The 25,446-nt window shown below is 39.2% G+C and carries 25 protein-coding genes and 1 pseudogene; 18 read left to right on the top strand and 8 right to left on the bottom strand.

From position 1 onward, the window contains the following. Window positions 1-108 precede the first annotated feature (108 nt). A pseudogene (locus AC1M9A_RS01815) lies at window positions 109-810 on the top strand (ABC transporter permease); the annotation flags it as partial. A 37-nt stretch (window positions 811-847) separates the two neighbouring features. Here AC1M9A_RS01815 and prmC read toward each other — a convergent pair. Together prmC and prfA are read right to left on the bottom strand one after the other, a co-directional pair. Continuing rightward, entirely contained in the window at window positions 848-1,666 is an 819-nt protein-coding gene (gene prmC / locus AC1M9A_RS01810; RefSeq protein ID WP_092766184.1) for a peptide chain release factor N(5)-glutamine methyltransferase, read from the bottom strand. After that, a complete protein-coding gene (gene prfA, locus AC1M9A_RS01805; protein ID WP_035267080.1) occupies window positions 1,666-2,754 on the bottom strand; it encodes a peptide chain release factor 1 in 1,089 nt (362 codons plus the stop codon). Before prfA ends, prmC begins: the two co-directional genes overlap by 1 nt. A 400-nt stretch (window positions 2,755-3,154) precedes the next feature. Between prfA and AC1M9A_RS01800 the strand changes: the two genes are divergently transcribed. The 5 genes from AC1M9A_RS01800 (at window position 3,155) to AC1M9A_RS01780 (ending at window position 7,226) form a co-directional block, all read left to right on the top strand. Further along, window positions 3,155-3,583 (top strand): glycine zipper domain-containing protein, encoded by a 429-nt coding sequence (locus AC1M9A_RS01800; protein WP_092766183.1) that lies wholly within the window; start codon window positions 3,155-3,157, stop codon window positions 3,581-3,583. 201 nt (window positions 3,584-3,784) lie between these two features. Further along, window positions 3,785-4,291 carry a hypothetical protein gene (locus tag AC1M9A_RS01795; RefSeq protein ID WP_092766182.1) on the top strand — a complete coding sequence of 169 codons (507 nt, stop codon included), beginning with the start codon at window positions 3,785-3,787 and terminating at the stop codon, window positions 4,289-4,291. Between the two features lie 131 nt (window positions 4,292-4,422). Further along, complete coding sequence (locus AC1M9A_RS01790; protein ID WP_481586991.1) at window positions 4,423-5,427, top strand: LLM class flavin-dependent oxidoreductase; 1,005 nt, start codon at window positions 4,423-4,425, stop codon at window positions 5,425-5,427. A gap of 288 nt (window positions 5,428-5,715) precedes the next feature. Continuing rightward, a complete protein-coding gene (locus AC1M9A_RS01785; protein WP_481596900.1) occupies window positions 5,716-6,645 on the top strand; it encodes a ferritin-like domain-containing protein in 930 nt (309 codons plus the stop codon). A 20-nt stretch (window positions 6,646-6,665) separates the two neighbouring features. Then, on the top strand, window positions 6,666-7,226 hold the full coding sequence (locus AC1M9A_RS01780; protein ID WP_481586989.1) for an NAD(P)/FAD-dependent oxidoreductase: 561 nt from the start codon (window positions 6,666-6,668) through the stop codon (window positions 7,224-7,226). Window positions 7,227-7,389: 163 nt separating this feature from the next. Here the strand turns inward: AC1M9A_RS01780 and ppsR are convergent, their stop codons facing one another. After that, window positions 7,390-8,226: a posphoenolpyruvate synthetase regulatory kinase/phosphorylase PpsR gene (gene ppsR / locus AC1M9A_RS01775; RefSeq protein ID WP_035267069.1), complete on the bottom strand. Its 837-nt coding sequence runs from the start codon at window positions 8,224-8,226 to the stop codon at window positions 7,390-7,392. A 155-nt stretch (window positions 8,227-8,381) separates the two neighbouring features. On the opposite strand from ppsR, the gene ppsA reads away from it, so the two are divergent. The 12 genes from ppsA (at window position 8,382) to alr (ending at window position 21,006) form a co-directional block, all read left to right on the top strand. Then, a complete protein-coding gene (gene ppsA, locus AC1M9A_RS01770) occupies window positions 8,382-10,760 on the top strand; it encodes a phosphoenolpyruvate synthase (RefSeq protein ID WP_035267067.1) in 2,379 nt (792 codons plus the stop codon). A gap of 81 nt (window positions 10,761-10,841) precedes the next feature. Beyond that, the gene (locus AC1M9A_RS01765) at window positions 10,842-11,603 is read left to right on the top strand and encodes an RDD family protein (RefSeq protein ID WP_481595474.1); all 762 of its coding nucleotides are present in this window, start codon (window positions 10,842-10,844) and stop codon (window positions 11,601-11,603) included. A 289-nt stretch (window positions 11,604-11,892) separates the two neighbouring features. Then, complete coding sequence (gene cyoA / locus AC1M9A_RS01760) at window positions 11,893-12,957, top strand: ubiquinol oxidase subunit II (RefSeq protein ID WP_092766177.1); 1,065 nt, start codon at window positions 11,893-11,895, stop codon at window positions 12,955-12,957. A gap of 3 nt (window positions 12,958-12,960) precedes the next feature. Beyond that, entirely contained in the window at window positions 12,961-14,949 is a 1,989-nt protein-coding gene (gene cyoB / locus AC1M9A_RS01755) for a cytochrome o ubiquinol oxidase subunit I (protein WP_481609494.1), read from the top strand. 4 nt (window positions 14,950-14,953) lie between these two features. Next, complete coding sequence (gene cyoC / locus AC1M9A_RS01750; RefSeq protein WP_035267060.1) at window positions 14,954-15,571, top strand: cytochrome o ubiquinol oxidase subunit III; 618 nt, start codon at window positions 14,954-14,956, stop codon at window positions 15,569-15,571. Further along, window positions 15,568-15,900 (top strand): cytochrome o ubiquinol oxidase subunit IV, encoded by a 333-nt coding sequence (cyoD, locus tag AC1M9A_RS01745; RefSeq protein WP_171076771.1) that lies wholly within the window; start codon window positions 15,568-15,570, stop codon window positions 15,898-15,900. The genes cyoC and cyoD overlap by 4 nt, the downstream gene beginning before the upstream one ends. A gap of 10 nt (window positions 15,901-15,910) precedes the next feature. Next, on the top strand, window positions 15,911-16,789 hold the full coding sequence (gene cyoE, locus AC1M9A_RS01740) for a heme o synthase (RefSeq protein ID WP_481608385.1): 879 nt from the start codon (window positions 15,911-15,913) through the stop codon (window positions 16,787-16,789). A 305-nt stretch (window positions 16,790-17,094) separates the two neighbouring features. After that, window positions 17,095-17,481 (top strand): 30S ribosomal protein S6, encoded by a 387-nt coding sequence (rpsF, locus tag AC1M9A_RS01735; RefSeq protein ID WP_035267614.1) that lies wholly within the window; start codon window positions 17,095-17,097, stop codon window positions 17,479-17,481. An 11-nt stretch (window positions 17,482-17,492) separates the two neighbouring features. After that, entirely contained in the window at window positions 17,493-17,720 is a 228-nt protein-coding gene (rpsR, locus tag AC1M9A_RS01730) for a 30S ribosomal protein S18 (protein WP_004719336.1), read from the top strand. 9 nt (window positions 17,721-17,729) lie between these two features. Further along, entirely contained in the window at window positions 17,730-18,176 is a 447-nt protein-coding gene (rplI, locus tag AC1M9A_RS01725) for a 50S ribosomal protein L9 (protein WP_035267617.1), read from the top strand. 203 nt (window positions 18,177-18,379) lie between these two features. Then, window positions 18,380-19,825, top strand: a complete 1,446-nt coding sequence (gene dnaB, locus AC1M9A_RS01720; protein WP_035267619.1) for a replicative DNA helicase — start codon at window positions 18,380-18,382, stop codon at window positions 19,823-19,825. A gap of 110 nt (window positions 19,826-19,935) precedes the next feature. Then, window positions 19,936-21,006, top strand: coding sequence for an alanine racemase (gene alr / locus AC1M9A_RS01715; protein WP_481609493.1), 1,071 nt, complete (start codon window positions 19,936-19,938; stop codon window positions 21,004-21,006). A 24-nt stretch (window positions 21,007-21,030) separates the two neighbouring features. On the opposite strand, the gene AC1M9A_RS01710 is transcribed toward alr, so the two are convergent. The 5 genes from AC1M9A_RS01710 to AC1M9A_RS01690 all read right to left on the bottom strand — a co-directional run bounded on the left by AC1M9A_RS01710 (window position 21,031) and on the right by AC1M9A_RS01690 (window position 25,263). Then, on the bottom strand, window positions 21,031-21,474 hold the full coding sequence (locus tag AC1M9A_RS01710; RefSeq protein ID WP_481609492.1) for a BLUF domain-containing protein: 444 nt from the start codon (window positions 21,472-21,474) through the stop codon (window positions 21,031-21,033). 78 nt (window positions 21,475-21,552) lie between these two features. Next, window positions 21,553-22,287, bottom strand: a complete 735-nt coding sequence (locus tag AC1M9A_RS01705; RefSeq protein WP_481609491.1) for a proteasome-type protease — start codon at window positions 22,285-22,287, stop codon at window positions 21,553-21,555. A 25-nt stretch (window positions 22,288-22,312) separates the two neighbouring features. After that, complete coding sequence (locus tag AC1M9A_RS01700) at window positions 22,313-23,092, bottom strand: transglutaminase family protein (protein WP_481609490.1); 780 nt, start codon at window positions 23,090-23,092, stop codon at window positions 22,313-22,315. Next, window positions 23,089-23,691 (bottom strand): hypothetical protein, encoded by a 603-nt coding sequence (locus AC1M9A_RS01695; protein ID WP_481609489.1) that lies wholly within the window; start codon window positions 23,689-23,691, stop codon window positions 23,089-23,091. The genes AC1M9A_RS01700 and AC1M9A_RS01695 overlap by 4 nt, the downstream gene beginning before the upstream one ends. Window positions 23,692-23,712: 21 nt before the next feature. Further along, window positions 23,713-25,263, bottom strand: coding sequence for a circularly permuted type 2 ATP-grasp protein (locus tag AC1M9A_RS01690; RefSeq protein WP_481596894.1), 1,551 nt, complete (start codon window positions 25,261-25,263; stop codon window positions 23,713-23,715). Window positions 25,264-25,446 lie beyond the last annotated feature (183 nt).

Here is a 25,446-nt window from a genome sequence, read left to right as displayed (position 1 = left end):
AGTGAAAAAGCGATTGAACATCGGAATATCGATGTCCATTCACAACTGTCGACAAAAGGGAATAAATGGTTGAAAGGTATTTTCCTCCCTGTATTACTGGTATTGCTGTGTGAAATTTTGGTTCGAGGTGGTGTAGTTGAACCTTATCTGCTACCTGCACCAAGTAGCTTATTAGTTTCCCTGCAAGAACTTGCTAAGAATGATTTAGGTCAACATATTTGGGCAAGTACATGGCGAGTGTTTTTAGGGTTTGCTATTGGTAGTGGCTTAGCACTATTTTTTGCAGTTTTGGTAGGACTCAATCACCATGCAGAAGAGTTTATTGAACCGACCTTTTCTGCAATTAAGTCAATTCCTAGTCTTGCGTGGATTCCTCTCCTTTTGTTATGGCTTGGTATTGATGAATCCTCAAAAATCACCCTTATTGCGATTGGTGCTTTTTTTCCAACCTATACCAATACTGTGGCTGGTATTCATGGTGTCGACCGAAAATTGATTGAGTTGGCTCAAGTGTATAGACTGAATCGCTGGCAACAAATCTACCAAATCGTTTTACCCGCAGCTTCTCCATCTATCCTTACAGGCTTGCGCAATAGTTTGAGTTTAGCTTGGATGTTCATGATTGCCGCTGAACTCATTGCAGCAACGCAAGGTATTGGATATTTATTAAGTGATGGACGTGAAACATCGCGTCCAGATATTGTGATCATTGCTATTATTTTATTGGCAATATTGGGAAAAATCACGGATACCATAATGAAAGTATTTGAATCAAAATTATTGTTATGGCGTGATGTCATCAAAAGATGAATCAATAAAAAAGCGACCTAAAGTCGCTTTTTTATTTCTAATGAGGCCATTGTGCTAAAGTCACGCGATCGTTACCACCATAATCTTTAACGGTTCTCACTTTCTTATAACCTGCTTGACGAAATAGATGCTGAACAGCGTCTGCTTGATCATATCCATGTTCAAGTACCACCCAACCTTCAACAGTCAGATGCTTCTTGGCTTGTAAAATAATTTGCTCAAGATCAGCTAAACCTTTTTTATCAGAGATTAATGCACGTTGAGGCTCGGTCGCCAAATTGTGCATATGTTCATCTGCTGGATCAATATAAGGCGGATTAGATACAATGACATCAAAAAATTGACGCCCAAACGGTTTTAACCAACTGCCTAGTACAAATTGAACCTGATCTAAGTCATGTTGCTCAGCATTAAATTTAGCGACTTCCAATGTAGGCTCATAAATATCGGTTGCTGTTAAAGACCAATTAGGACGTTCGGAAGCGAGTGACAATGCAATGGCGCCTGTCCCAGTTCCTAAATCTACAACGCGCGCATCCTCAGGCAACTCTAACTTTAAAACTGTCTCCACCAAAACTTCGGTGTCCGGTCTAGGCACCAAAGTATCGGACGTCACTTTTAAGTCCAATGTCCAAAAAGGTTGCGAACCTGTGACATAAGCTAAAGGCTCACCTGCTTCAATCCGAGCAATCGCCTCTCGATACGCCTGCTCTTGTTCTGCAGTGAGCTCTTTATCCTTCTTCATCACCAAATCGAATGAATCGATTTTAGTGATATGTTCGAGCAACCAAGCATTTTCTTGACGCTCATAACTTTCAGGCTCACCACGCAGTGCAAGCGCTTGTTGAATGTTCATTAACCACCATTCTGCTGTGCAAGCATTGCCAATTGATCCGCTTGATATTCACGATGTAAGCTATCTAAAAGCTCAGTCAAATCTCCCTCCATCACTGCATCCAACTTATATAAAGTTAAGTTAATACGATGATCAGTCATACGACCCTGAGGATAATTATAGGTACGAATACGTTCTGAACGATCACCTGAACCCACCAAATCACGGCGCATTTCAGATGTAGCAGCATCAGCTGCTGCACGTTTAGCATTCTCAAGACGAGATGCCAATAATGCCATTGCCTTTGCTTTGTTCTTATGTTGTGAACGCTCTTCCTGACATTCAACAACAGTACCTGTCGGAATATGCGTGATTCGTACAGCAGAATCCGTTTTATTGACGTGCTGACCACCCGCCCCAGATGCACGATAAGTATCAATACGCAAGTCTGAAGGGTTAATATCTACAGTCGTATCAACATCAATTTCAGGAAGAATTGCAACGGTACAAGCTGAAGTATGAACTCGCCCCTGTGATTCAGTTGCAGGAACGCGCTGAACTCGATGAGCACCGCTTTCAAATTTTAAGCGTCCGTAAACACCTTCACCATTAATTAAACAAATAATTTCTTTGTAACCGCCATGTTCACCTTCATTTTCAGAAAGGATTTCGACACGCCAACCCTGTGATTCAGCATATTTACTGTACATACGGAATAAATCACCAGAGAAAATCGCAGCTTCATCGCCACCTGTCCCTGCACGTACTTCCAGATATGCAGAGTTCGCATCATTTGGATCTTTCGGAATCATCAGAATATTCAATTCTGCCTCTAAAGATTCAATTAATGCTTTATTCTCTTTAATTTCTTCTTGTGCCATTTCCTTAAAGTCAGGATCTGACAACATTGCTTCAGCCGTTACAATATCTTCTTCCGCTTGGGTATATTTTTTCCAAACAGTGGTGATTTCAGTCAAATCATTGTGTTCACGTGACAAATTACGGAAACGCTTATTGTCGGAAATGACTTCAACATCAGCCAATAGCGCTTCTAATTCTTCATGACGATCACAAAGTTGGTCTAATCGTAAACGTAACGATTCTTTCATGTTAAATAAAATCTCTAATACTGGATTAATTTAAGGACTGCCTTAAATTAATATTTCTAAAATTGCGAGTAGTTTAACGACTCTGACATTCAATTAACATATTTATATAGAATGACTTTGCAAAACCATTTTCATTCCTTGTCACACCCAATTAATGGATAATCAAAAATTAGCTCCATAACTGCCAAGTTTAAAAACTGTTTACTGAATCAACTCTCCATAGTTTCTTCTTAATCAGCCCAATAATGCATATTGAATGATCAGTTGTAATATAAAAACAACATTGTGCAACCAAAACGTAAAACTCTAGGTTAACTTCTACATATTTAGCGCTTCAATTCTTGTTACATTGTGCTCAACGAATTATTACTCGTCCACGAACAAGGACATGGAGTCACACATGAAATTAAATACCCTATTAATGTCAGCCACCTTAGCCACTGCATCAATGTTCACGGTATCTGCACATGCAGACAGTACAGCGCGTGTCGCTGCTGCGAGTGCTTTAGGTAGTGTAGCAGGTACAGCAATTGGTAAAAACATGGGTGGCACAACAGGTGCAACTTTAGGTGCAGCACTTGGTGGTGCTGGTGGTGCTGCTGTTGCTAGTAATAAACGTAACCGTACTGAATCTGCCATCGGAGGTGCATTAGGTGGCGGTGCGGGATATACCGTAGGTAATAGTATGGGTGGAACCAATGGCGGTTATATCGGCTCTGCTTTAGGTGCTGCTGGTGGTGCTGCTCTTGGTAACAAAATTGCGAAAGACAAAGCATATGATTCACGTCAAGATCGTAAATGGAAAAAGAAAAAACATAGCCGTCGTTAATATAATCTGATTGATCGTTTCCCCTTTGAATACTCTGTATTCACCTCGATGCGCCTTAGGGCGCATTTTTTTATTAACAAATTAATTATGGATAAATTAGGGAGAGAAAAATACAAACCAGCAACTTGCTCTCCAAAATGATTGCAGAAATTTGGATTAAATTAAAACCATCAAATATAAGACTTCGACAAGGAGTTCACCATGAAATTTAATTCAAAGTTATTTGCTGCTGCGATCGCAACTGCGGCCTTGAGTACAACAACTGCTTATGCTGATAGTTCGTCTAGAGTTGCCCTCACATCTGCTTTAGGTGGAGTCGTTGGTGCTGCGATTGGTCAACAAATGGGTGGCTCGACTGGAGCAATGATCGGATCAGCGATTGGTGGTGCTGGTGGCGCAGCTGCATCAGCGAACAAAAAAGATCGTAATGCTGCTGCAATTGGTGCTGCATTAGGTGGTGCTGGTGGTTACACCGTTGGTAATAATATGGGCGGAACAAATGCTGGTTATGCTGGGGCTGCATTAGGTTCAGCTGGTGGTTCAGTTTTAGGTAAAAAAGTGGCTGAAGATCGTCGCGAAGATGACTATAGAGATCGTTATGATCGCCGTGAAAGCGGTTATCGCAATTCAAACTATCGTTATAATGACCGTAATTACAGAAGTGACAATGGTCGTCATTTAGGCTGGTATAAAAACGGTAAACGTTAATTCCAAACTCTTAGAATTCAAGCGCTCAACTTAGAGCGCTTTTTTATTTACACTTATATCGTTTTTTTTCAATATACAAATACTCGAGTTCGTATTAACATCTTTATGAGTGTTCAAAAGAGTAGAAAGTTATGCGAAGCTTAAAAGATATCGAGTTTTCAGTATTGGAACTCGCTCCTGTACGTGATGATAAAACGATTGCTTTTTCACTACAGCATGCTTTGGAGTTAGCACAAAAAATCGAACAATTGGGTTTTAAACGACTGTGGCTTGCAGAGCACCATAATATGGATGGTATCGCTAGCTCAGCTACAGCTGTGTTATTAGGCTATATCCTTGCTAACACCTCCTCTTTAAAAGTAGGTTCTGGCGGAATCATGCTGCCTAATCATGCACCACTTGTTGTAGCAGAACAATTTGGAACACTAGCAACGCTTTATCCTGATCGAGTTGAGCTCGGACTAGGACGCGCACCAGGTACAGATCAATTGACCATGCGTGCCTTACGCCGAGGTCGTCAAGAGACTGAAGATCAATTTCCACAAGACGTGCTCGAAATTTTGAGCTATTTGGGGGAACCATCGCCACATCAGAGAATCAAAGCGACACCAGGTCAAGGAACACATGTTCCCGTATGGCTGTTAGGTTCTAGCTTATTTAGCGCACAATTGGCTGCTAAACTTGGCTTACCTTATTCTTTTGCTTCTCACTTTGCCCCTCGTATGCTGGGTCAAGCGATTCAACTTTACAGAGAAAACTTCGAACCTTCTGAATATTTGGATCGTCCTTATGTATCTATGGGCGTTCCAACTGTTGTAGCTGATACTGATGAAGAAGCTGAATACTTGGCTACTAGCGCTTATCAACGTGTATTAGGCTTAATGCGTGGGCAAAGCTTAAAACTCAAACCTCCAGTTAAATCAATGGATGGAATTTGGTCTGCTCCAGAAAAGATGTCAGTTGACAATTTTTACGCAATGGCTCAAATCGGATCACCAGAAACAGTGAAACAAGGTCTTGAACAACTACTGGTGCCTTATGATGTAGATGAGTTTATTTTTACCTGTGATATCTACGATACAGACAAACGCATTCAAAACTTTGAGTATTTAATGCAAATTAAGCAAAATGCTTAGATCAAAAAATCCTGAAATGATTGAGTAATGGTTTTGATTTCAAATCTATAATTAATTACTCTTTCATTTCTTGAGTTTGTCAAACAACTATTGGCAATAAATGACATCAAATGTCCCTAAAAGACTATTCCAATGAAAAAATTCTTTTAACCAACAATATTAATTATTCATAATCAAATACTTAAAATTTGGCATTTTATATCAAACTAAAATAAGCACTTCTGCAAAACACATCACATTTTTAAGCGATAAAATTTCATGATTAAAAAATAAATACGGATGTATAACATGGCCTCTATCAACTTAGAAAAAATGTTGGATAAAGTAAAACATACTCAATGGACACTCTCGGATATTGACTGGGATGCTCCTGGCAAAGAATTAGTCACCGCAGAACAGTGGCCCAAGCTTAAAGATTTTATGGCTGATCTAATGTGGATCGAACATGTAGGTGCTCGTGCATTTTCTGCGATGTCAAAAAAAGCACCGACAGATACGCTTCGCGAAATGTATGCCATTTTCCACGCTGAGGAACAGCGTCACGCCAATGCTGAAATGGCACTGATGAAAAGATGGGGTATGCTTGAAGGCGATATTCCTAAACCCAATAAAAATTTAAGACTGATCATTGAATGGCTCGACACTTATGCTGATGAAATGCCCTTCTATATTCTAGGTGCTGTCATTCCGATGCTGGAAGTCGCTCTTGATGGCGCACTTTGCACATTCCTATTGGACACTGTAGAAGACCCAGTTTGTCATCAAGCTTTTGAACTGATTAATGGTGATGAAGCTCGTCATTTAGGTGTTGGATTTAGTGTCATGGAAGATCAAGGCTACAATAAAACCTTTATTGAGCTTTCTAAAATGGCAGCGCGAGTTGTAGATCCACGTTTATTACTTGGTATTCTTGCATACTTACCACTCATTAACAAAATGCGTGATAATGTGATTAAACTAGGTCTGCCAGAAGAAAAGCTCTATGCAGCGATGCACAAATTTGCTCGAATAGGTGGACGTACTGCAGAAGGTCGTCGTAATCCTTGGTATCAAATTATTAACTTCCATGCACGAAGTGCCATGAATCGACGTAATAAATGGTTTCATATCCCTGTCGACACCATGGTAAAAATGACTGATAAGATTCCAGAAAAATCTTTACCTAAAATCCCATCTTGGATATATGAATTAACTGCAGAACCAAAAGCAACCCACTAAAACAATAATTAGGTACAGAAATGAAAAAAAGGAATAAAGCCCACACGGATTCGTTCTTTCATAATGAAGCTGAGTATTTTTCCAACTTCAAAGGAAAAATTATCTCAGCTGAGGACATCAAACAAACCGATTTTTCAGGATTAAAGGTCGCGATTATTGGTGCCAATCAAATGTCAGTTTCACATTTAGATGTGGTTTGTCAAAATGCGCTATTCGTCAAAGTATTTCAAATGACACCTCATTTCGTTTTGCCACACACTGAAAAAGGGATTCAAAAAATTATTGCTCATCCCCTCATCGCTAAAAATAAACGATTATTTAATCAGCGAATTAAGACGACATTGGCAATACGATATTTAGATTCTCAGATTTCAGATACTTGGTTAAAAAGACAATTGATGCCAAATCCAGCTTCGTCGCAAAAAATATTTTTTAAATCCGATCATTATTACAGCGCCTTACAGCGAGAAAACTGTAAATTGATCACATGGCCAGTCGTGAAAATTACTGAAAATGCCGTTCAAAGTATGGAAGGAATCGAACACTTAGTAGATATTATTATTACAACGTACGAAAAATAACCATCATTTAGTAGATAAATGCGATTCTAAATTACATTTTATGATGAAATTATAGACACTTGAATTATATAATTTTTGAATTTTATGAGTATTTATGACGATTAATCTCTTAAAAAAAAGAAGCACAGCTAGTGCTTCTTTTTTTTAAATTAGATTTACCGATTTAACCAATCCGGCGTTTCAAGCCTGTCATTTGCAATACTCGTGTTGAGATTTCTTCAATCGACATTTCTGAAACATTTAGATATTTAATCCCTTCAGAAATATAAATACCTTCGATTGCACGCAATTCCATCTGACATTGGCTAAAACTTGCATAACGACTGTTGGCTTTGCGTTCAGATCGAATTGCCACCAAACGATCAGCATCAATCATTAATCCAAACAACTTATGCTTATGTGGACGTAAAACTGCTGGCAAACGGTTGTCATCCAAATCTTCTTCAGTTAACGGATAGTTCGCAACTCGAATACCAAATTGTAATGACAAATAAATTGAGGTCGGTGTTTTACCAGAACGCGACACTCCAATCAAAATTAAGTCCGCTTTATCATAGTGTCTTGTACGTGCGCCATCATCATTATCCAGCGCGAAATGTACAGCATCAATACGTGCCTTATAAGACTCAGAATCAGTCACAGCATGCGTTTGTCCGACTAAAGTTGTAGGGGCTGTTCCAAGCACCTCAGATAGCTTACTAATTAACCCTTCAAACACATCTAAATTAACCGCATTTGCCGTATTGATGATATCCCGAACATAGGGATCCACAAGAGTATCAAAGACAAGAGGTTGTTGGCCATCAGACTCTGCGCGCGCGTTAATCTCTGCAACGACGTTCATTGCGGCTTCTTCTGTAGTGATATACGGAATGATATGAATATCAAAATCGACATGAGGAAATTGAGCCAATAAAGAATGCCCGAGTGTTTCAGCCGTAATGGCAGTACCATCGGAAATAAAAAAAACACTTCGTTTAATATCTTTACTTTCTGCCATTAAATTAATCCTCAAATATTTGTCTAAGTACTATATAATCTTTATAGTAAACCGATCTTACATGACTGTCGCTTAGTAATGAAAGTTTGCTAAGTTTTCACAGAAAAATATCATGCCAAGATAGTGATTAATACTGCAAAAGTGGAGTAACAACTTTGGAAGCACGCGTAATCGGTCTGGAAAAATTAGGTAAACACGACGTAGAAATCGTGGGCGGTAAAAACTCATCTCTAGGCGAAATGATCAGCCATTTAGCAAATGCTGGTGTATCAGTTCCAGGTGGTTTTGCAACAACTGCTGCGGCTTACCGTGAATTCCTTGAGCAAAGTGGTCTAAATGCCAAAATTTCAGCCGAGCTCAAACAACTCAATGTTGACGACGTAAATGCACTTGCTGAAACTGGTGCTAAAATCCGTCAATGGATCGTTGATACTCCGCTTACTCCAGCACTTGAAAAAGAAGTTCGTGATGCATTCGCAACTCTTTCTAACGGCAACCCTGAGATCGCGGTTGCCGTTCGTTCATCTGCGACTGCAGAAGATTTACCAGACGCATCTTTTGCAGGACAACAAGAGACTTTCCTAAACATCCGCGGTATTGACAACGTCTTAATCGCGATTAAGGAAGTTTTTGCTTCACTTTATAACGACCGCGCAATTGCTTACCGTGTACACCAAAACTTCGATCATGACATCGTTGCTCTTTCTGCTGGTGTGCAACGTATGGTTCGCTCAGAAACTGGTGCTGCTGGTGTAATGTTTACACTGGACACTGAATCTGGTTTCCGTGACGTTGTATTCATTACTGCATCTTACGGTTTAGGCGAAATGGTCGTACAGGGTGCTGTAAACCCTGATGAATTCTATTTATCTAAGCCACTTTTAAATGCAGGTAAACACGCAGTATTGCGTCGTAACCTCGGCTCTAAACACCAAAAAATGATCTACGGTGAAGAAGGCTCTGCAGGTAAATCAGTTGTTGTTGTGGATGTTGAAAAAACTGAGCGCCAACAATTTGCTTTAAATGATCAAGAATTACAAGAACTTGCTAAGCAGGCGTTAATCATTGAGCAACACTATGGTGCGCCAATGGATATCGAATGGGCGAAAGACGGTGATGACGGTCAAATTTACATTGTTCAAGCACGTCCTGAAACTGTGAAAAGCCGTGAGAATGTCGGCACAATGGAACGCTACCTATTAAAACAAAAAGGTACAGTTCTTTGTGAAGGTCGCTCAATCGGTCAACGTATCGGTTCTGGTAAAGTACGTATTGTTAATTCAATCAAAGAGATGGACAAAGTCCAAGATGGCGACGTTCTTGTTTCTGACATGACCGATCCTGATTGGGAACCAGTTATGAAACGTGCTGCTGCGATCGTTACAAACCGTGGTGGTCGTACTTGTCATGCCGCGATTATTGCACGTGAACTCGGTGTTCCAGCGATTGTTGGATGTGGTAACGCAACAGAAGTACTTGTTGATGGTCAAGAAGTAACTGTTTCATGTGCTGAAGGCGATACAGGTTTCATTTACGAAGGCGCTTTAGATTTCGAAGTTCAACGTAACTCGATTGAATCTATGCCAACACTTCCGTTCAAAATCATGATGAACGTTGGTAACCCTGATCGTGCATTTGACTTCGCTCAAATTCCAAACGAAGGTATTGGTCTTGCACGTCTAGAGTTCATCATCAACCGTATGATTGGTGTTCACCCTAAAGCATTGCTCAATATTGACAGCTTACCTCGCGAAACACGTGCAGCTGTGATGACCCGTACTGCAGGTTACTCTTCACCGATTGAATTCTACGTTGAAAAACTCGTTGAAGGTATTTCTACACTAGCTGCTGCATTTGCTGATAAACCTGTCATCGTACGTATGTCAGACTTCAAATCAAATGAATATGCGAACTTAATCGGTGGTAAGTTATACGAACCTGAAGAAGAAAACCCGATGTTGGGCTTCCGTGGTGCAAGCCGTTATGTTTCTGACAACTTCCGTGACTGCTTCGAATTAGAATGCCGTGCATTGAAGAAAGTTCGTGATGAAATGGGTCTAACTAACATTCAAATCATGATCCCATTCGTCCGCACAGTTGCTGAAGCAAAACGTGTTATTGAACTTCTTGCTGCAAATGGCTTAAAACGTGGTGAAAATGGTCTTAAAGTGATCATGATGTGTGAATTACCAACCAATGCCCTACTTGCTGAACAATTCTTAGAACATTTTGATGGCTTCTCAATCGGTTCAAATGACTTAACTCAGTTAACGCTTGGGCTTGACCGTGACTCAGGCATCGTTTCTCATTTATTTGATGAACGCGATCCAGCAGTAAAAGCTCTTCTTTCAATGGCGATTCACGCATGTCGTAAAGCAGGCAAATATGTGGGTATTTGTGGCCAAGGACCATCAGACCACCCAGATCTTGCTCGCTGGTTAATGGAACAAGGTATCGAATCTGTTTCACTCAACCCAGACTCTGTTTTAGATACATGGTTCTTCTTATCTGAAGAAAAGACTAAACAAGCTTAATAAACTATGTTAAAAAAAGACCCATTCGTGGGTCTTTTTTTTACCACATTATTTTTTAGTAATTTTTGAGAAATTAGGTTTATGCAAATTTACTTGGCGAGAAATAATCAACAAGCTGGACCGTATACGGTAGAGCAGTTAAATCAAATGCTCTCGAGCCAACAAGTTTTACTCACAGACTTGGTCTGGCATCAAGGTATGACTGAATGGAAAGCTTTAGGTGAACTCACTCAAGGAAAATTATATTACCAACCTGAAGGCTATCAACCGACTCCACCAGTACAACAAAGCTATTCAAATCCTTCAATTGCGAATGTAAATATTCAAAAAAATACTGCTCAGCAAGAACTTGCCTCAATTGGATCTCGATTTTTAGCTAAACTCGTTGATCTGGCGCTTTGGTTGCCTGCCATGGTGATTCCTTCGTTCTTTATGCAGGAAGAACAAGTTGCTCAATTGACTGAACTTCAGCAAAAAATGCAGAATGCTAGCTCATCAGATCAAGCAATCAAATTACAGGAACAGTTATTTACACTGATTCCAATGGAAGCTTGGCAAGCAATGTTGGTTTACATTGTATTAATGCTAGCTGCTCAAGCATTTTTAATTGCGAAAAGTGGTCAGAGTTTAGGAAAAAAAGTAGCAAAAATTCAAATTGTTGATGCTGAAAATGGACAGCAAGTGAACTTAATGCGCGCATTCACATTGCGTAGTGTGATTTTTATTGTATTGAATTTACTCTTTATGCCATTCATTACCATCATTGATCATGCCTTCGGTCTAAGTCAAAAAAGACAAACTTTGCACGATAAATTAGCAAAGACTAAAGTCATAAAACGATAATTTTTATCTTAGGGGAGCAAATGCTCCCCTTTGTTTTGCCTCTGTTTTCACATCAAAAGTAATCAATTCTTCAACCAATTCCGACCAAACAAATTGGGTTTAATCCTTATATTTAAAGGCACTTTACATATAGCTTAGTTGGTCGTTATAGGGCATAATGCCCTACAACGTAGCGGTGTCATATGACTGAAATTCAGTAAATGTAATTTTCTGTTTTTCAATCATGTGACACTATAATCGCTATCCCATAATTTTATTAGGGAATGGGACTCTTCACCGAGGTTGTAAAATGAGACAAACAATTTTAGCTGTATTGTCTTTATCAACGCTTGCCGTGCTCTTAACAGGGTGTGGCGGTGATATGGTACTTCTAAACTCAAAAGGTCCAGTAGCACAAGGTCAGTCTGATCTTATGATGACTGCGATCTACCTCATGCTATTGGTAGTAATTCCATCAGCATTGATGGCTTTATGGTTTAGTTGGAAATATCGTGCGTCAAATAAAGATGCAGACTATAAACCTACATGGGCACACTCTACTATTATTGAAATCGTAGTGTGGGGTATCCCGTGTATTATTATTGGTATTTTAGCGTATTTAACATGGTGGGGCTCACACAAGTATGACCCTTATCGTCCGCTAGAATCAGAGAAATCACATTTAACTATTCAAGTTATTGCTGAACAGTTTAAATGGGTTTTTGTTTACCCTGAACAAGAAATTGCAACAGTTAACGAAGTTCGTTTCCCAGAAAAAACTCCGATTAATTTCAATATCACCTCTAACTTCACAATGAACTCTTTCTTCATTCCTCAGTTAGCTGGTCAGATTTATGCAATGGCGGGTATGCAAACTCAACTTCATGTCCTTGCGGATAATGAAGGTGTATACCGTGGTTTCTCTTCGAACTATTCAGGCTATGGTTTCACACAAATGCGCTTCCAAGCTCATTCTGTTTCAGAAGCTAAGTTCGCTGAATGGGTGTCTGCAGTAAAAGCTGGTAACGGTACTTCAATTAACCCTGAAGCTGTTCAAAAAACAGTTTTAGACCAAGCTGAATTTGCAACCTTGCGTGATGGTAACCGTTCAGAGAAACAAATCGCTGCGATGGTTCGTAACGCTAAAACCGATCTAGAGAAGCAACAAGCTGAAATTGCTCAAAAAGAAGGTCCATATAAGGCACATCCTCATCCTGTGACTTACTACTCTTCTGTTGAAAAAGGCTTGTTTGAATCAATTATCAACAAATACATGGCAAACTACCACGGTGCAGATCACTCAGCTAAAGCTGAAGGTCATGCTGTAGCTGCTGATGTAAATGCTGAACCTGCTTCTTCAGTTGTAGGGGAATAAGACATGAGCTTCTTAGGTAAGTTAAGTGTAGATGCTATCCCGTACGATCCAATCGTACAGGTAACAGTGTTAATGATGATTTTAGGTGGTATTGCAGTATTTGCTGGTATCACTTATTTCAAAAAATGGGGCTACTTGTGGAACGAATGGTTCACATCTGTAGACCATAAAAAAATTGGTATTATGTACCTTATCGTTTCTGTGATCATGTTATTACGTGGTTTCGCGGATGCGATTATGATGCGTCTTCAATTGTTCCTTGCAAAAGGCGGTGGCGAAGGCTATCTACACCCTGAACACTACGACCAGATTTTCACCGCACACGGTGTAATCATGATTTTCTTCGTAGCGATGGGTCTTGTAGTGGGTATGATGAACATTTCTGTTCCACTACAAATTGGTGCGCGTGACGTAGCATTCCCATTATTAAACTCTTTAAGCTTCTGGTTATTCGCTGGTGCTGCTGGTTTGATGATGGTTTCTCTTGCGCTTGGTGAGTTTGCGGCAACTGGTTGGATGGCTTACCCTCCTCTTTCAGGTATCGAATACTCTCCTGGTGTTGGTGTTGACTACTATATCTGGGCACTTCAGATCTCTGGTCTTGGTACACTTCTTACTGGTGTTAACTTCTTCGTTACCATCATTAAAATGCGTGCTCCTGGCATGGGTCTTATGGATATGCCGATCTTTACGTGGACATCTTTATGTACTGCAGTATTGATCATCGCATCATTCCCAGTGTTGACTGCAACAATTGCAATGTTAACGCTTGACCGTTACTTCGGTTTCCACTTCTTTACAAATGACATGGGTGGTAGCCCAATGTTGTATGTAAACTTGATTTGGACCTGGGGTCACCCAGAAGTTTATATCTTGATCTTACCTGCATTCGGTCTATTCTCTGAGATTACTTCTGTATTCTCTCGTAAGACATTGTTTGGTTACAAATCAATGGTGTATGCAACGATCGCGATTACAGTTCTTGCATTCGTTGTATGGTTACACCACTTCTTTACAATGGGTTCAGGTGCCAACGTTAACGCGTTCTTCGGTATCATGACCATGATTATCGCGATTCCTACAGGTGTGAAAATCTTCTCTTGGTTATTCACAATGTATAAGGGTCGTATTACCTTCACATCACCTATGTACTGGACAGTTGGCTTCTTAGTGACTTTCGGTATCGGTGGTTTGACCGGTGTACTTATGGCGGTTCCACCTGCGGACTTCCTTGTACACAACTCACTATTCTTAATCGCTCACTTCCATAACGTAATTATTGGTGGTGTTGTATTTGGTATGTTTGCTGGTATTACTTTCTACTGGCCGAAAATGTTCGGTTGGCAGTTAAGTGAATTCTGGGGCAAAGCATGCTTCTGGTTCTGGTTCTTCGGTTTCTACTTCGCGTTCATGCCATTGTATATCCTAGGTTTCATGGGTATGACTCGTCGTCTAAACTCGTATGACAACCCAGACTGGGATCCATATGTTGGTATCGCATTATTCGGTGCTGTATTAATCGCAATTGGTATTGCTTGTTTCATCATGCAAATCATTGTTGGTTTCTTACAACGCGAACAAACTCGTGACGTTACAGGCGATCCATGGGATGCACGTACGCTTGAATGGGCGACTTCATCTCCAGCTCCATTCTATAACTTTGCAGTATTGCCTCAAGCGAACGGTATCGACCGCTTCTGGACTGACAAAGAAAATGGTGTAGCTTACGTACGTCCTGCTAAATATGAAGATGTTCATATGCCAACTAACCGTGCTGCGGGTGTACTTATTGCACTGATCATCACTGTTATGGGCTTTGCACTTATCTGGCACATTTGGTGGTTAGCGATTGTTTCTTTCGTTTCTGCAATCATCGGCTTTATCTGGAGCTCATTCACGAAGAAAGTGGATTACTATGTTCCAGCTGCTGAAGTAGAACGTATTGAAAACGAACGTTATGCGTTACTCGAAAAACACTTGAAGAAGGACTAAGGATATGGCTGAAGTACTTCATCACGAAAACCACGAGCATGATGAACATCATCACGATGATACAGACATCACGGTCTTTGGTTTTTGGACTTACTTGATGAGTGACTTGATTTTATTCGGTACACTCTTCATCGCGTTCGCTGTATTAAGCAGTCATATTCCACCTGGCACTCCAAGTGCAAAGGATCTTTTTGCAGATTCTTTAGGTTTCGTTTTAACTGAAACTTTCGCACTTTTGATTTCATCAGTGACATTTGGTTTTGCGGTACTTGCTTCTTACAAGAAAAATGTTGGTCAAGTTCTAGCTTGGTTAGCAGTTACATTTGTATTCGGTGCAATCTTCATCGGCATGGAACTTTATGAATTTAATCATTTAGTTCATGCTGGTCATGGACCAAGCGTTAGTGCGTTCTTATCTGCGTTCTTTACTTTAGTTGGTACGCACGGTATTCACGTTACTTCTGGTTTGGTATGGATGATCGTGTTGATGATTCAAATCAAAAAATATGGTTTGACTACAATCAATACTCGTCGTCTTGCTTGCCTAAGCTTGTTCTGGCACTTCCTTGACATCGTATGGATCTGCGTATTCAGCGTAGTGTACTTAATGGGAGTATTATAATGAGTCATGATCATAATGCTGCTGGTGCATCACACGGTAACGTAAAGCAATACACAATCGGTTTTGTACTTTCTGTTTTATTGACTGTAGTTCCATTCTACATGGCAATGAATACTGATAGCTTCAGTCGTGGTGCAATTATTGCTGTTATCGGTATTACAGCTGTTGCTCAGGTACTTGTACAATTAGTTTACTTCTTGCACATGAACTCATCTTCAGAGCAACGTTGGAACGTGATTGCATTTATCTATACAATTCTAACTATTGCTGTTCTTTTAGTTGGTTCTGTATGGATCATGAACTACTTACATTCAAACATGATGATCTAAACTGATTGTCATGTTTAAAAAGTACTTATTCCTGACTAAGCCAGGAATTCTCTTTGGTAACTTTGTTACCACTTTGGGTGGCTACTTTGTAGCTACCCAAGGTTCAGTAGATTTCCTTCTCCTGCTTCTTACCCTCATTGGCACTACCCTCGTAGTTGCATCTGGATGTGTGGTTAATAACGTTATTGATCAAGACATCGACCAAAAAATGCAGCGCACTCAAAATCGTGCGTTAGTTAAGAAAACCATTTCTGTTCAAATTGCATTAGCTTTTGCTTTGCTGTTAGGCATACTCGGTTTTGGTATTTTATGGTTTTGGGTAAATGCGTACGCTTTTTTATTCGCAGTTATTGGTTTTGTCGTATATGTTGGTTTTTACAGCTTATGGACAAAACGAACAACGATCCACCAAACTGTGGTCGGTAGTATTTCTGGTGCAGCCCCCCCTGTCATTGGATATACAGCGGTCGCGAATCAATTCGATTTAGGTGCGCTACTCATTTTCTTGGGTTATGCATTTTGGCAAATGCCTCACTCATGGGGAATTGCAATTTATCGTTTTGATGATTACAAAAATGCGGGTATTCCGATTCTTCCTGTTGCGCGCTCGATTGTTCGCACCAAGATCGAATCGCTGATTTACATTGTGCTATTTGCAATCTCAATGAACGCTTTATTTGTATTTGGCTATGCAAATTGGCTTTATTGTATAATTCTCAATGTATTGACTGTTTATTGGCTATATTTAAATATCATTGGATTTAAAGCTGAAAATGATCAATTATGGGCAAAGAAATATTTTTTATTTTCTGTTCTCCTAATTACGATTATTAGTATCTGCTTTAGTTTTACTGCTACTACACCAATAAACAATCTTGTCATTTTTTAAAAGATAGAGAAGCCTCTATCTTTTTTTTATCTTCGCTTTAAGGAGTCTATAAATATCTATACTCAACACTACTTTCAAATACTTTCTAAAAGTAAGTTAATTTTCAAAATTGAATAGTCCAATTTATTTTCTTCGTCGTTATATTTTGCTTTATTTTTCTTGTAATCCCCTGCCGACATCCTTACAATACAGCTTCGCATTTTTTTGCGACACATTAAGTTTTTTTGAAACCAATAAAATTTATTTGTGACTCCTTGCTTCTAACAAATGCGTTAGGGGCTGCATAAAACCGTAAGGAGCTGACAATGCGTCACTACGAAATCGTAATTTTGGTACATCCAGACCAAAGCGATCAAGTGGTAGGTATGGTAGAACGCTATATCTCTCACATTAAAGATGCTGAAGGTCAAATTCACCGTCTTGAAGATTGGGGCCGTCGCCAATTGGCTTACCCAATTAACAAAATTCACAAAGCGCACTACATTTTAATGAACGTTGAATGTAACCAAACTACGCTTAATGAATTGGAAGAATTATTCCGTTACAACGATGCTATTCTTCGTAACGTTATTATTCGTCGTGAAAACGCAATCACTGAAGAGTCTTTATTGGCTAAGAGTGCTGAAGAAAAACGTGCGCGTAAAGCTCAACGTGAAGAAGCACAACAAGCTCAAGACTCTGCTGAAGCATAAGGAGAACATCAATGGCACGTTTCTACCGTCGTCGTAAGTTCTGCCGCTTTACAGCTGAGAACGTTACATATATCGACTATAAAGATATCGATACTTTAAAACAGTACATCACTGAAAACGGCAAGATTGTTCCTAGCCGTATTACAGGTACTAAAGCTCGTTACCAACGTCAATTAGCTCTTGCTATCAAACAAGCTCGCTACTTAGCGTTGATTCCTTACACTGACAATCATAAGTGAGGTTGAGCTGTGGATATTATCTTATTACAACGCATTAAGAACCTTGGTAAATTAGGTGATAAAGTTTCAGTTAAAGCTGGTTACGGCCGCAACTACTTAATCCCTCAAGGTAAAGCAGTTGCTGCTACTGAAGCTAATACTGCTGCATTTGAAGCTCGTCGTGCTGAACTTGAGAAGCAAGAAGCTGAAGTATTAGCTGCTGCTCAAGCACGTGCTGACCAATTGAACGAAGTAAATATCGTAATCACTGCGAAAGCTGGTGACGAAGGTAAACTATTTGGTTCTATCGGTACTCGTGACATCGCTGACGCGTTGACAAATGCTGGTCTTGAAGTTGACCGTGCTGAAGTTCGTTTACCGAACGGTGCACTTCGTCACACTGGCGAATTCAACATCGCAATCCAATTGCACCATGATGTTGTTGCTGAAGTTCTCGTTACTATCGTATCTGAGTAATTTTATGCAAAGAAAAAGAGCATGCATCAGCATGCTCTTTTTTTATCCCTAATAATTATAAAATTTGATTTAGCAAGCTGAAATTTAGACTTAGTTTTTTATTTGTTATCGATATTATTTGTTGCACTGTCTTGCTTGTGCATTTTGCATTAAGATAAGTCTCCCCTATTCATTTTCGTAATTATTGTAAATCAAGGTTTTATATGTCTCAGGCGACTGCCAAAAAAAATACGAATAACACTGAGTTAGATTTGCTAAAGAGTGAATCTTCAGCACTCAAAGAGTTTCGTACGCCTCCGCACAATCTTGCTATTGAACAGGCTGTTCTTGCCGCACTCATGACAGTAGCTGAGTCATTCGAACAGGTCAGCGATATATTAACCGAGAATGATTTTTACGCGACTCGACATAAATATATTTTTAGAGCAATTGAAAAACTTTCTAAAGAAAGTTCACCTTATGATGCCGTATTGGTCAATGATTGGTTAATCAAGCAGAACCTGCTTGATGCGATTGGTGGTGAAGAATATTTAATGCAATTGATGGCGGATTCTCCATCAAGCTTTTATAACCTTGAAACTTATGCCAATAAAATACGTGAATTTGCAACTTTGAGAAATATGATCAAAGTTGGTAATGAAATTCTACAAAATGCGTATGACACGAAAGGTCGAGAAGTCAGTGAAATTTTAGATTTAGCTGAGACCAGTATCTTTTCTTTGGCTGAACAACACAATAACAATGCAAAAGCTCAAGGGCCAAAAGCAATTAATACCGTTGTCGCAGATGTATTCGATAAACTCAACGAATTATCACAACTTGATGGGAATATTACAGGTCTGACCACAGGATTTGTGGAGCTTGATAATAAAACATCAGGTATGCAAGCTGGAGATATGATCGTTGTTGCTGCCCGTCCATCAATGGGTAAAACAACTTTCGCAATGAATTTAGTCGAAAGTGTGCTATTCAATTGCAACCTTCCTGCTCTTGTATTCTCCATGGAGATGCCTGCTGACTCTATTGCCATGCGTTTAATTTCCTCGTTTGGTAAAGTGCATCAAGGACATTTACGATCTGGCAAATTAGATGGCGAAGAATGGAACAAGGTCACAGGAACGATTCTTCAACTGCAAGAGAAGCATCTCTATATTGATGATTCTTCTGCCCTTCCACCGACTGAAATGCGCGCACGTGCAAGACGTATCGCGAAACAACACGGTGGTAAACTCGGTTGCATCATGGTCGATTACCTGCAGTTAATGAAAGTACCAGGTATGGGTGATAACCGTGTGGGTGAAATTGGTGAAATTTCTCGAAGCTTGAAAGCATTGGCGAAAGAGATGCATTGCCCTGTGATTGCACTTTCGCAGCTTAACCGCTCACTCGAAAACCGTCCAAATAAACGTCCTGTGATGTCAGACTTACGTGAATCTGGAGCAATTGAGCAGGATGCCGATTTGATCATGTTCATTTACCGTGATGAGGTATATAACAAAGAATCTAAAGAAGCAGGAACTGCTGAAATCATTATCGGTAAACAACGTAATGGTCCAATTGGTACCGTTCGACTCGCTTTTGAAGGTCAATATACGCGTTTTAGTAACTTGTCACCTGAATATTACGCGCAGAACCAAGAAGAAGAGTAATTTTGCTTTGATCAATTCTTAGTTAAGAACGCACGAATTGATCGACCACAATTATCTTTTTTCAGTTTAAAAGATTTAACCTTTCCACATGCCTCTAGGAGTAAATTAGAGTGCGCCAAGCAACGGTTTGTATTGACACACACGCATTGCAATACAATTTAAATCGCGTGAAACAACTTGCACCAAACTCTAAAGTTGTAAGTATGGTAAAGGCAAATGCTTATGGTCATGGAGTCTCAGACTGCTTAGCCGCATTGAGCCAGTCTGATGCTTTTGGCGTTGCATGTTTAGAAGAAGCACTTGAAATACGTGAATTAGGTTTTAAACAACCTATCACCTTAATTGAAGGAGTTTTTTCTGAAGGTGAAATGCAAATTGCGATTGAGCAACATATTGAAGTAATCGTTCATCATCATCAACAACTGCAGTGGTTGTTGCAAGTTAAAGATGCTTATATCGCCCGAAATCTAAAAGTATGGGTTAAACTAAATAGCGGAATGAACCGTTTAGGCTTCAAAATTGATGTAATCAAATCGATTATTCATCAATTAAAAAATGAAGGTTTTACCTGTGTACTTGCAATGCATTTTGCTAATGCAGATGTTGATCACCCTTTAAATGAACAACAAATATCTCAATTTCTTGAAGTAAAACAAGATTGTGCACCAATTTTAGCTTCATGTTGTAATTCAGCGGCAATTTATAAATACCCTGAATTGCATTTTGACTATGTTCGTCCTGGTATTATGCTGTATGGCGCAACGCCATTTGCAGATCGTGACGTCCACGCTCTAGATTTAAAACCTGTCATGACATTTAGTGCTGAGATTATTGCACTTAACTCCATTCAATCAGGTGAAGCTGTAGGTTATGGCTCAACCTTTGTTGCACAGCGACCTATGCAATTAGCAATTGTCTCGATCGGATATGGTGATGGGTATCCAAGAGCTTTTATTCGTGAGAATTCGGTTTCACTAGATGGTCAATTAACCCCAGTGATTGGCAGAGTTGCCATGGATATGATTGCCATAGATGTCACCGATCTCAACGCAAAAATTGGTGATCCAGTAGAATTATGGGGTAAACATCGTTTAGTGGATGATGTTGCTGAAGCGAATGGTACGATTGGTTATGAGTTGTTATGTCGATTAAGCCAACGTCCGAAGCGTCTCAAAATGTAATGAGCAAATTAAATCAACGTAATGCTAAACAGCATTACGTTGTAGTTCATTAAAATCCGTATCCTGAGCGCGTGTCAAAAATCGAATTAAATAATCAGCTTGATCTTGTGTAAACTGGGTAGGCGTAAATTGACTAAATCCCATATCTATTAAAGCCTGCTTCACTGGACTTTGTCGTCCTACAAACTTCATAGACCATTCTTGAAATTGTTTTTTTTCAATATTTTTTCGCTGAAATAGGCGAATTTGATGATGGCGTTTATCCCTGTGAAGCTTTTGCAACAATATATCTAGTGTGGCTTCATCACCCTCTAGACATTGAAAATAGTGCCCATCTGCATAATAAAGTGCTCCAGAAATTTGATGCTCAAAATTGAAATGACGGGCTTCAGTCAAGATTTCACGAACATCAATCAATAAGCGACTTGCATCTGCAGTTGACACACTCGCATAACTGAACTGTTGCATTGCTTCCCCTAATTTTTATAGTAATGATTTAATATTCAATGCAACTCAATTTAATCTAAACTTAACCATAAAGCAAAATTATTGCCAATAGTCTTCTGTTGGACGTGGCAAACCGTTTAATCCTTGACGCAAAGTATCTGACCAAAGTTTACTAATAGATGAGAAATATGGATCATCATCATGAATACGTTTAGACAATGGAATCGCAAAACTATCTTTTTTATAGATACATGCATCTAGTGGTAAGCCCACAGAGACATTAGATCTAAGGGTTGAATCAAATGAAATTAAACCGCATCTTAATGCTTCATCTAGCTCAGTATTGTAATTTAATGCACGATCTAAAATTGGTTTACCGTATTTACTTTCCCCAATCTGAAAAAAGGGCGTATCTGACGTCGCATTGATAAAATTACCCTGAGGATAAATATTATATAACTGAATATCCTCCCCTTGAATTTGACCAGAAAGTAAAATCGTACAGTGATAATTACTTTGCTCTAGTTGATCAGTAGTCACATCCATAATGACTCGTTTTAAAGTATGACCAACCAATTCAGCCATCTCGAACATGCTATTCACACTATACAAATTAGGTTCGTGTTTTAAATCTAGCTGATTCTGCAAATGTCCTATAACGGCTTGTGTCGTCGCCAAATTACCCGCAGTTTGTATACAGATAAAACGCTCACCCTCAATACCGAAAAGATAGAGTTTACGAAATACAGAGATATGATCTACACCTGCATTTGTTCGCGTGTCACTGATACAAATTAAGCCATCACGTAAACGCATAGCACAACAATAGGTCATTGAAATATCTCTTCAAAATTTTGTTCTAACACGGTAATACCTGAACGATGGTCGTCATACTCTCCACGCCACCAGCTTCTCGCACACCTCTGATAGGTGCAACGTCCCAATAATCACGCCCTAATGCAATATAAATGTGTGAACTTGGCGTATAGAGCTGATTGCTAACATCAAATGTATACCAAAGTCCATCTATATAAGCTTCAGCCCAAGCATGGCTCGCCAAATGACTCATTTCCGGAACGTAAAGATATCCAGAAACATAGCGCGCAGGAATATTTAACTCTCTACACATACCTACAAATACATGAGTATGATCCTGACATACCCCTTGTTGATGATGGAATGCATCTATTGCTGTAGTATTCACTTGAGTAGAATCTGAAATATATGGCATATGCTCAAGCAATGCAGAACTTAAATGTTTTAATTCATCACGAGTCTTTTTACTTACATGTTGAGCTGCAAAAGCTTTCATTTCAGCATCACATTGAGTCGCTGGGGTAATTTGTAGAAAAATACCGACTGGCACTTCTGACTCAATAGCTTGTTCTGAAACTGTATCGATTTCAATGATGCCCTGCGCCATAATACTTAAATTTTGATATGCATAGCGTTGAGTCGAAGTGATCCAAATATTATTAAAGGCATCTTTTGCTTCGACCTTATAACCAGGAATACTCACTGACCAAGCATCTACTTTTTGGTGAGCATTACTTTGAGGACACATTCTTATATATTGGATACTATTTTTTGCTGTTTCCGTATATTGATAATGGGTTTGATGATTAATCATCAATTTCATGCATCCACCTCAAATAAACATTGCACCTGATCATTCAATTGGTAAAAGCTATTAGCATTTGGATGCGCTACAAGATGTTGCCAAGCCTCATCTAAACTGTCCCATCCTTTGGACTTCAACAGTTCAATCACAACACCTAAAGAATTGACTGTAGAATTAACATCCTGATTCAATCTTATTTCACGATCAAGATTTTCGAAATATTGTCCTAGACTAAAAAACAGAAATATGTCTTCATTTTCAGCTTCTAGAATATCGCTACACTCATCAACAACAGTACAAATTAATCCTGCATTTTGTGTCGCTGTATCCACTATCTGTTTTAATTCTGAATAAGCCTGAACTGACAATACACCACGTAAATCTTGAATATTATTTTTCACATATTCAAATTGTTGAAAAAAAGAAGCTGGCTGATCATTACTCAGAATCAGCTCATTGAGCGAACACGCATTAAAAGCAGGTAAGCAAAAAGCATGGGCATACTGCAATGCTTGAACATCATCTTGAAATGGAAACTGACCACATAAATGTTGAATACGAGATAAATAACGGCCAACCCAGTAAATATTTTGTGCATTGCTGTTTAATATAATCATGACAAGCTCCTGGTTGTATATTTATGAATGTAGCGGATCTATAACCCACGTATCTTTAATGCCACCACCCTGCGATGAATTTACAACTAATGCCCCTTCTTGCATCGCAACTCGGGTTAAACCTCCCGGCACGATTTCTGTACGATACGGTGAACTTAAAATAAACGGTCTTAAATCAATATGGCGTTCAGCGATGCCGAATTCAGTTAAAGTGGGAGCGACTGAAAGCGCTAAAGTTGGTTGTGCAATGTAAGCATGCGGCTGTGCAATTAACTTTAATCTAAATTGTTCAATTTCTTGTTCGGTCGCTTTAGGACCAATTAACATGCCATAACCGCCTGAACCTTGCGCCTCTTTAACCACTAACTTTTCTAAATTACAAAGTACATAATCGAGTTCTTCACGTTCACGACATTGGTAAGTCGGTACGTTATTTAAAATTGGCTTCTGGTTTAGATAGTAATCAATCATTTTATCGACATAAGGATAGATTGATTTGTCATCTGCTACCCCCGTGCCAGGCGCATTTGCAATCACGACATTGTGTTGTAAGTATGCAGACATTAGGCCAGGTACACCTAATGTACTGTCTGGCATAAAACACAATGGATCAAGAAATCCATCATCTAGGCGTCGGTAAATTACATCGACTTGTTTTTTACCCCAAACGGTTTTGGCATAGACCTTAGCATTTTCAACAAATAAATCCTGACCTGTAACTAGAGGAACATCCATCTCACGTGCGAGGAAGCAATGCTCATAATATGCACTGTTATATCGACCCGGTGTAAGCACCACGATAAATGGATTATCTACTTCAGCATTTTCCTCGAGTATTTGTCTTAAAAGTTGTGGGTATTGCTCTACACCTTGTAAATTTGATGACTTACAAAGTTCGGGCATCATTTTTTCACTAATTTTTCGACTTTCCAACATATAAGACACGCCTGATGGTGTTCTTAAATTGTCTTCTAATACAAAGAAGTCACCTTGCTGATCACGAATAATATCGATTCCGCTAATTTGACTATAAACTTTACCTTTCAATGAATGTTTATACATCAATGGTTGGTATGCCTCATGAGTGAGCACTTGCAGCTCAGGCACTAAACCATCTTTTAAAATCGCCTGATTATGGTAAATATCATCTAAAAAAAAGTTCAATGCTTGCACTCTTTGTGCACAGCCTTGCTCTATTTTGTGCCATTGTTGTTTGGCAATTACACGTGGAATTAAGTCATAAGGAATAATACGATCTGTACCCTCAGCATCACCATAGACTGTAAATGTAATGCCCTGATAGAGGAAATGTTCCTTCGCTTGATGATTTAATGATTTCAGCTCATCCAAGCTTCTTTCACATAACCAATTTTCGATTTTGCTAGATGCCTCTAAGCCAATCGTTTTATCATCTAAAAGTTCATTATAAAATTCAGATTTAAGTTGATCGAACAAGTACGCAGTGCTGTTTTGTTTAACTTCGATCTGCTTAGATTTTTCGAAAGCTTCGACGGTATGATCAGCCTTAAAATTTGCGAGAATTGAAGTGGTATCTTTTTCCTCTTTTAGCATACATACCTCTTAATTGTTATCAATTGTAAACAAAATTAAGCAATTTCAATGCCAAAAATTTACCTATTCATCTATTAATGCCCCATTTTTGAAGCATTCACAACGAAAAATGGCCTAAAGATGTATCGAAATATAGTCAATAGCTTCACTTTCCATGCTTGCTTATCTCTTAAAGATTTTTTA

The organism is Acinetobacter sp. ANC_7634, from assembly GCF_056779875.1.
This window is presented reverse-complemented; position numbering and strand designations above follow the sequence as displayed.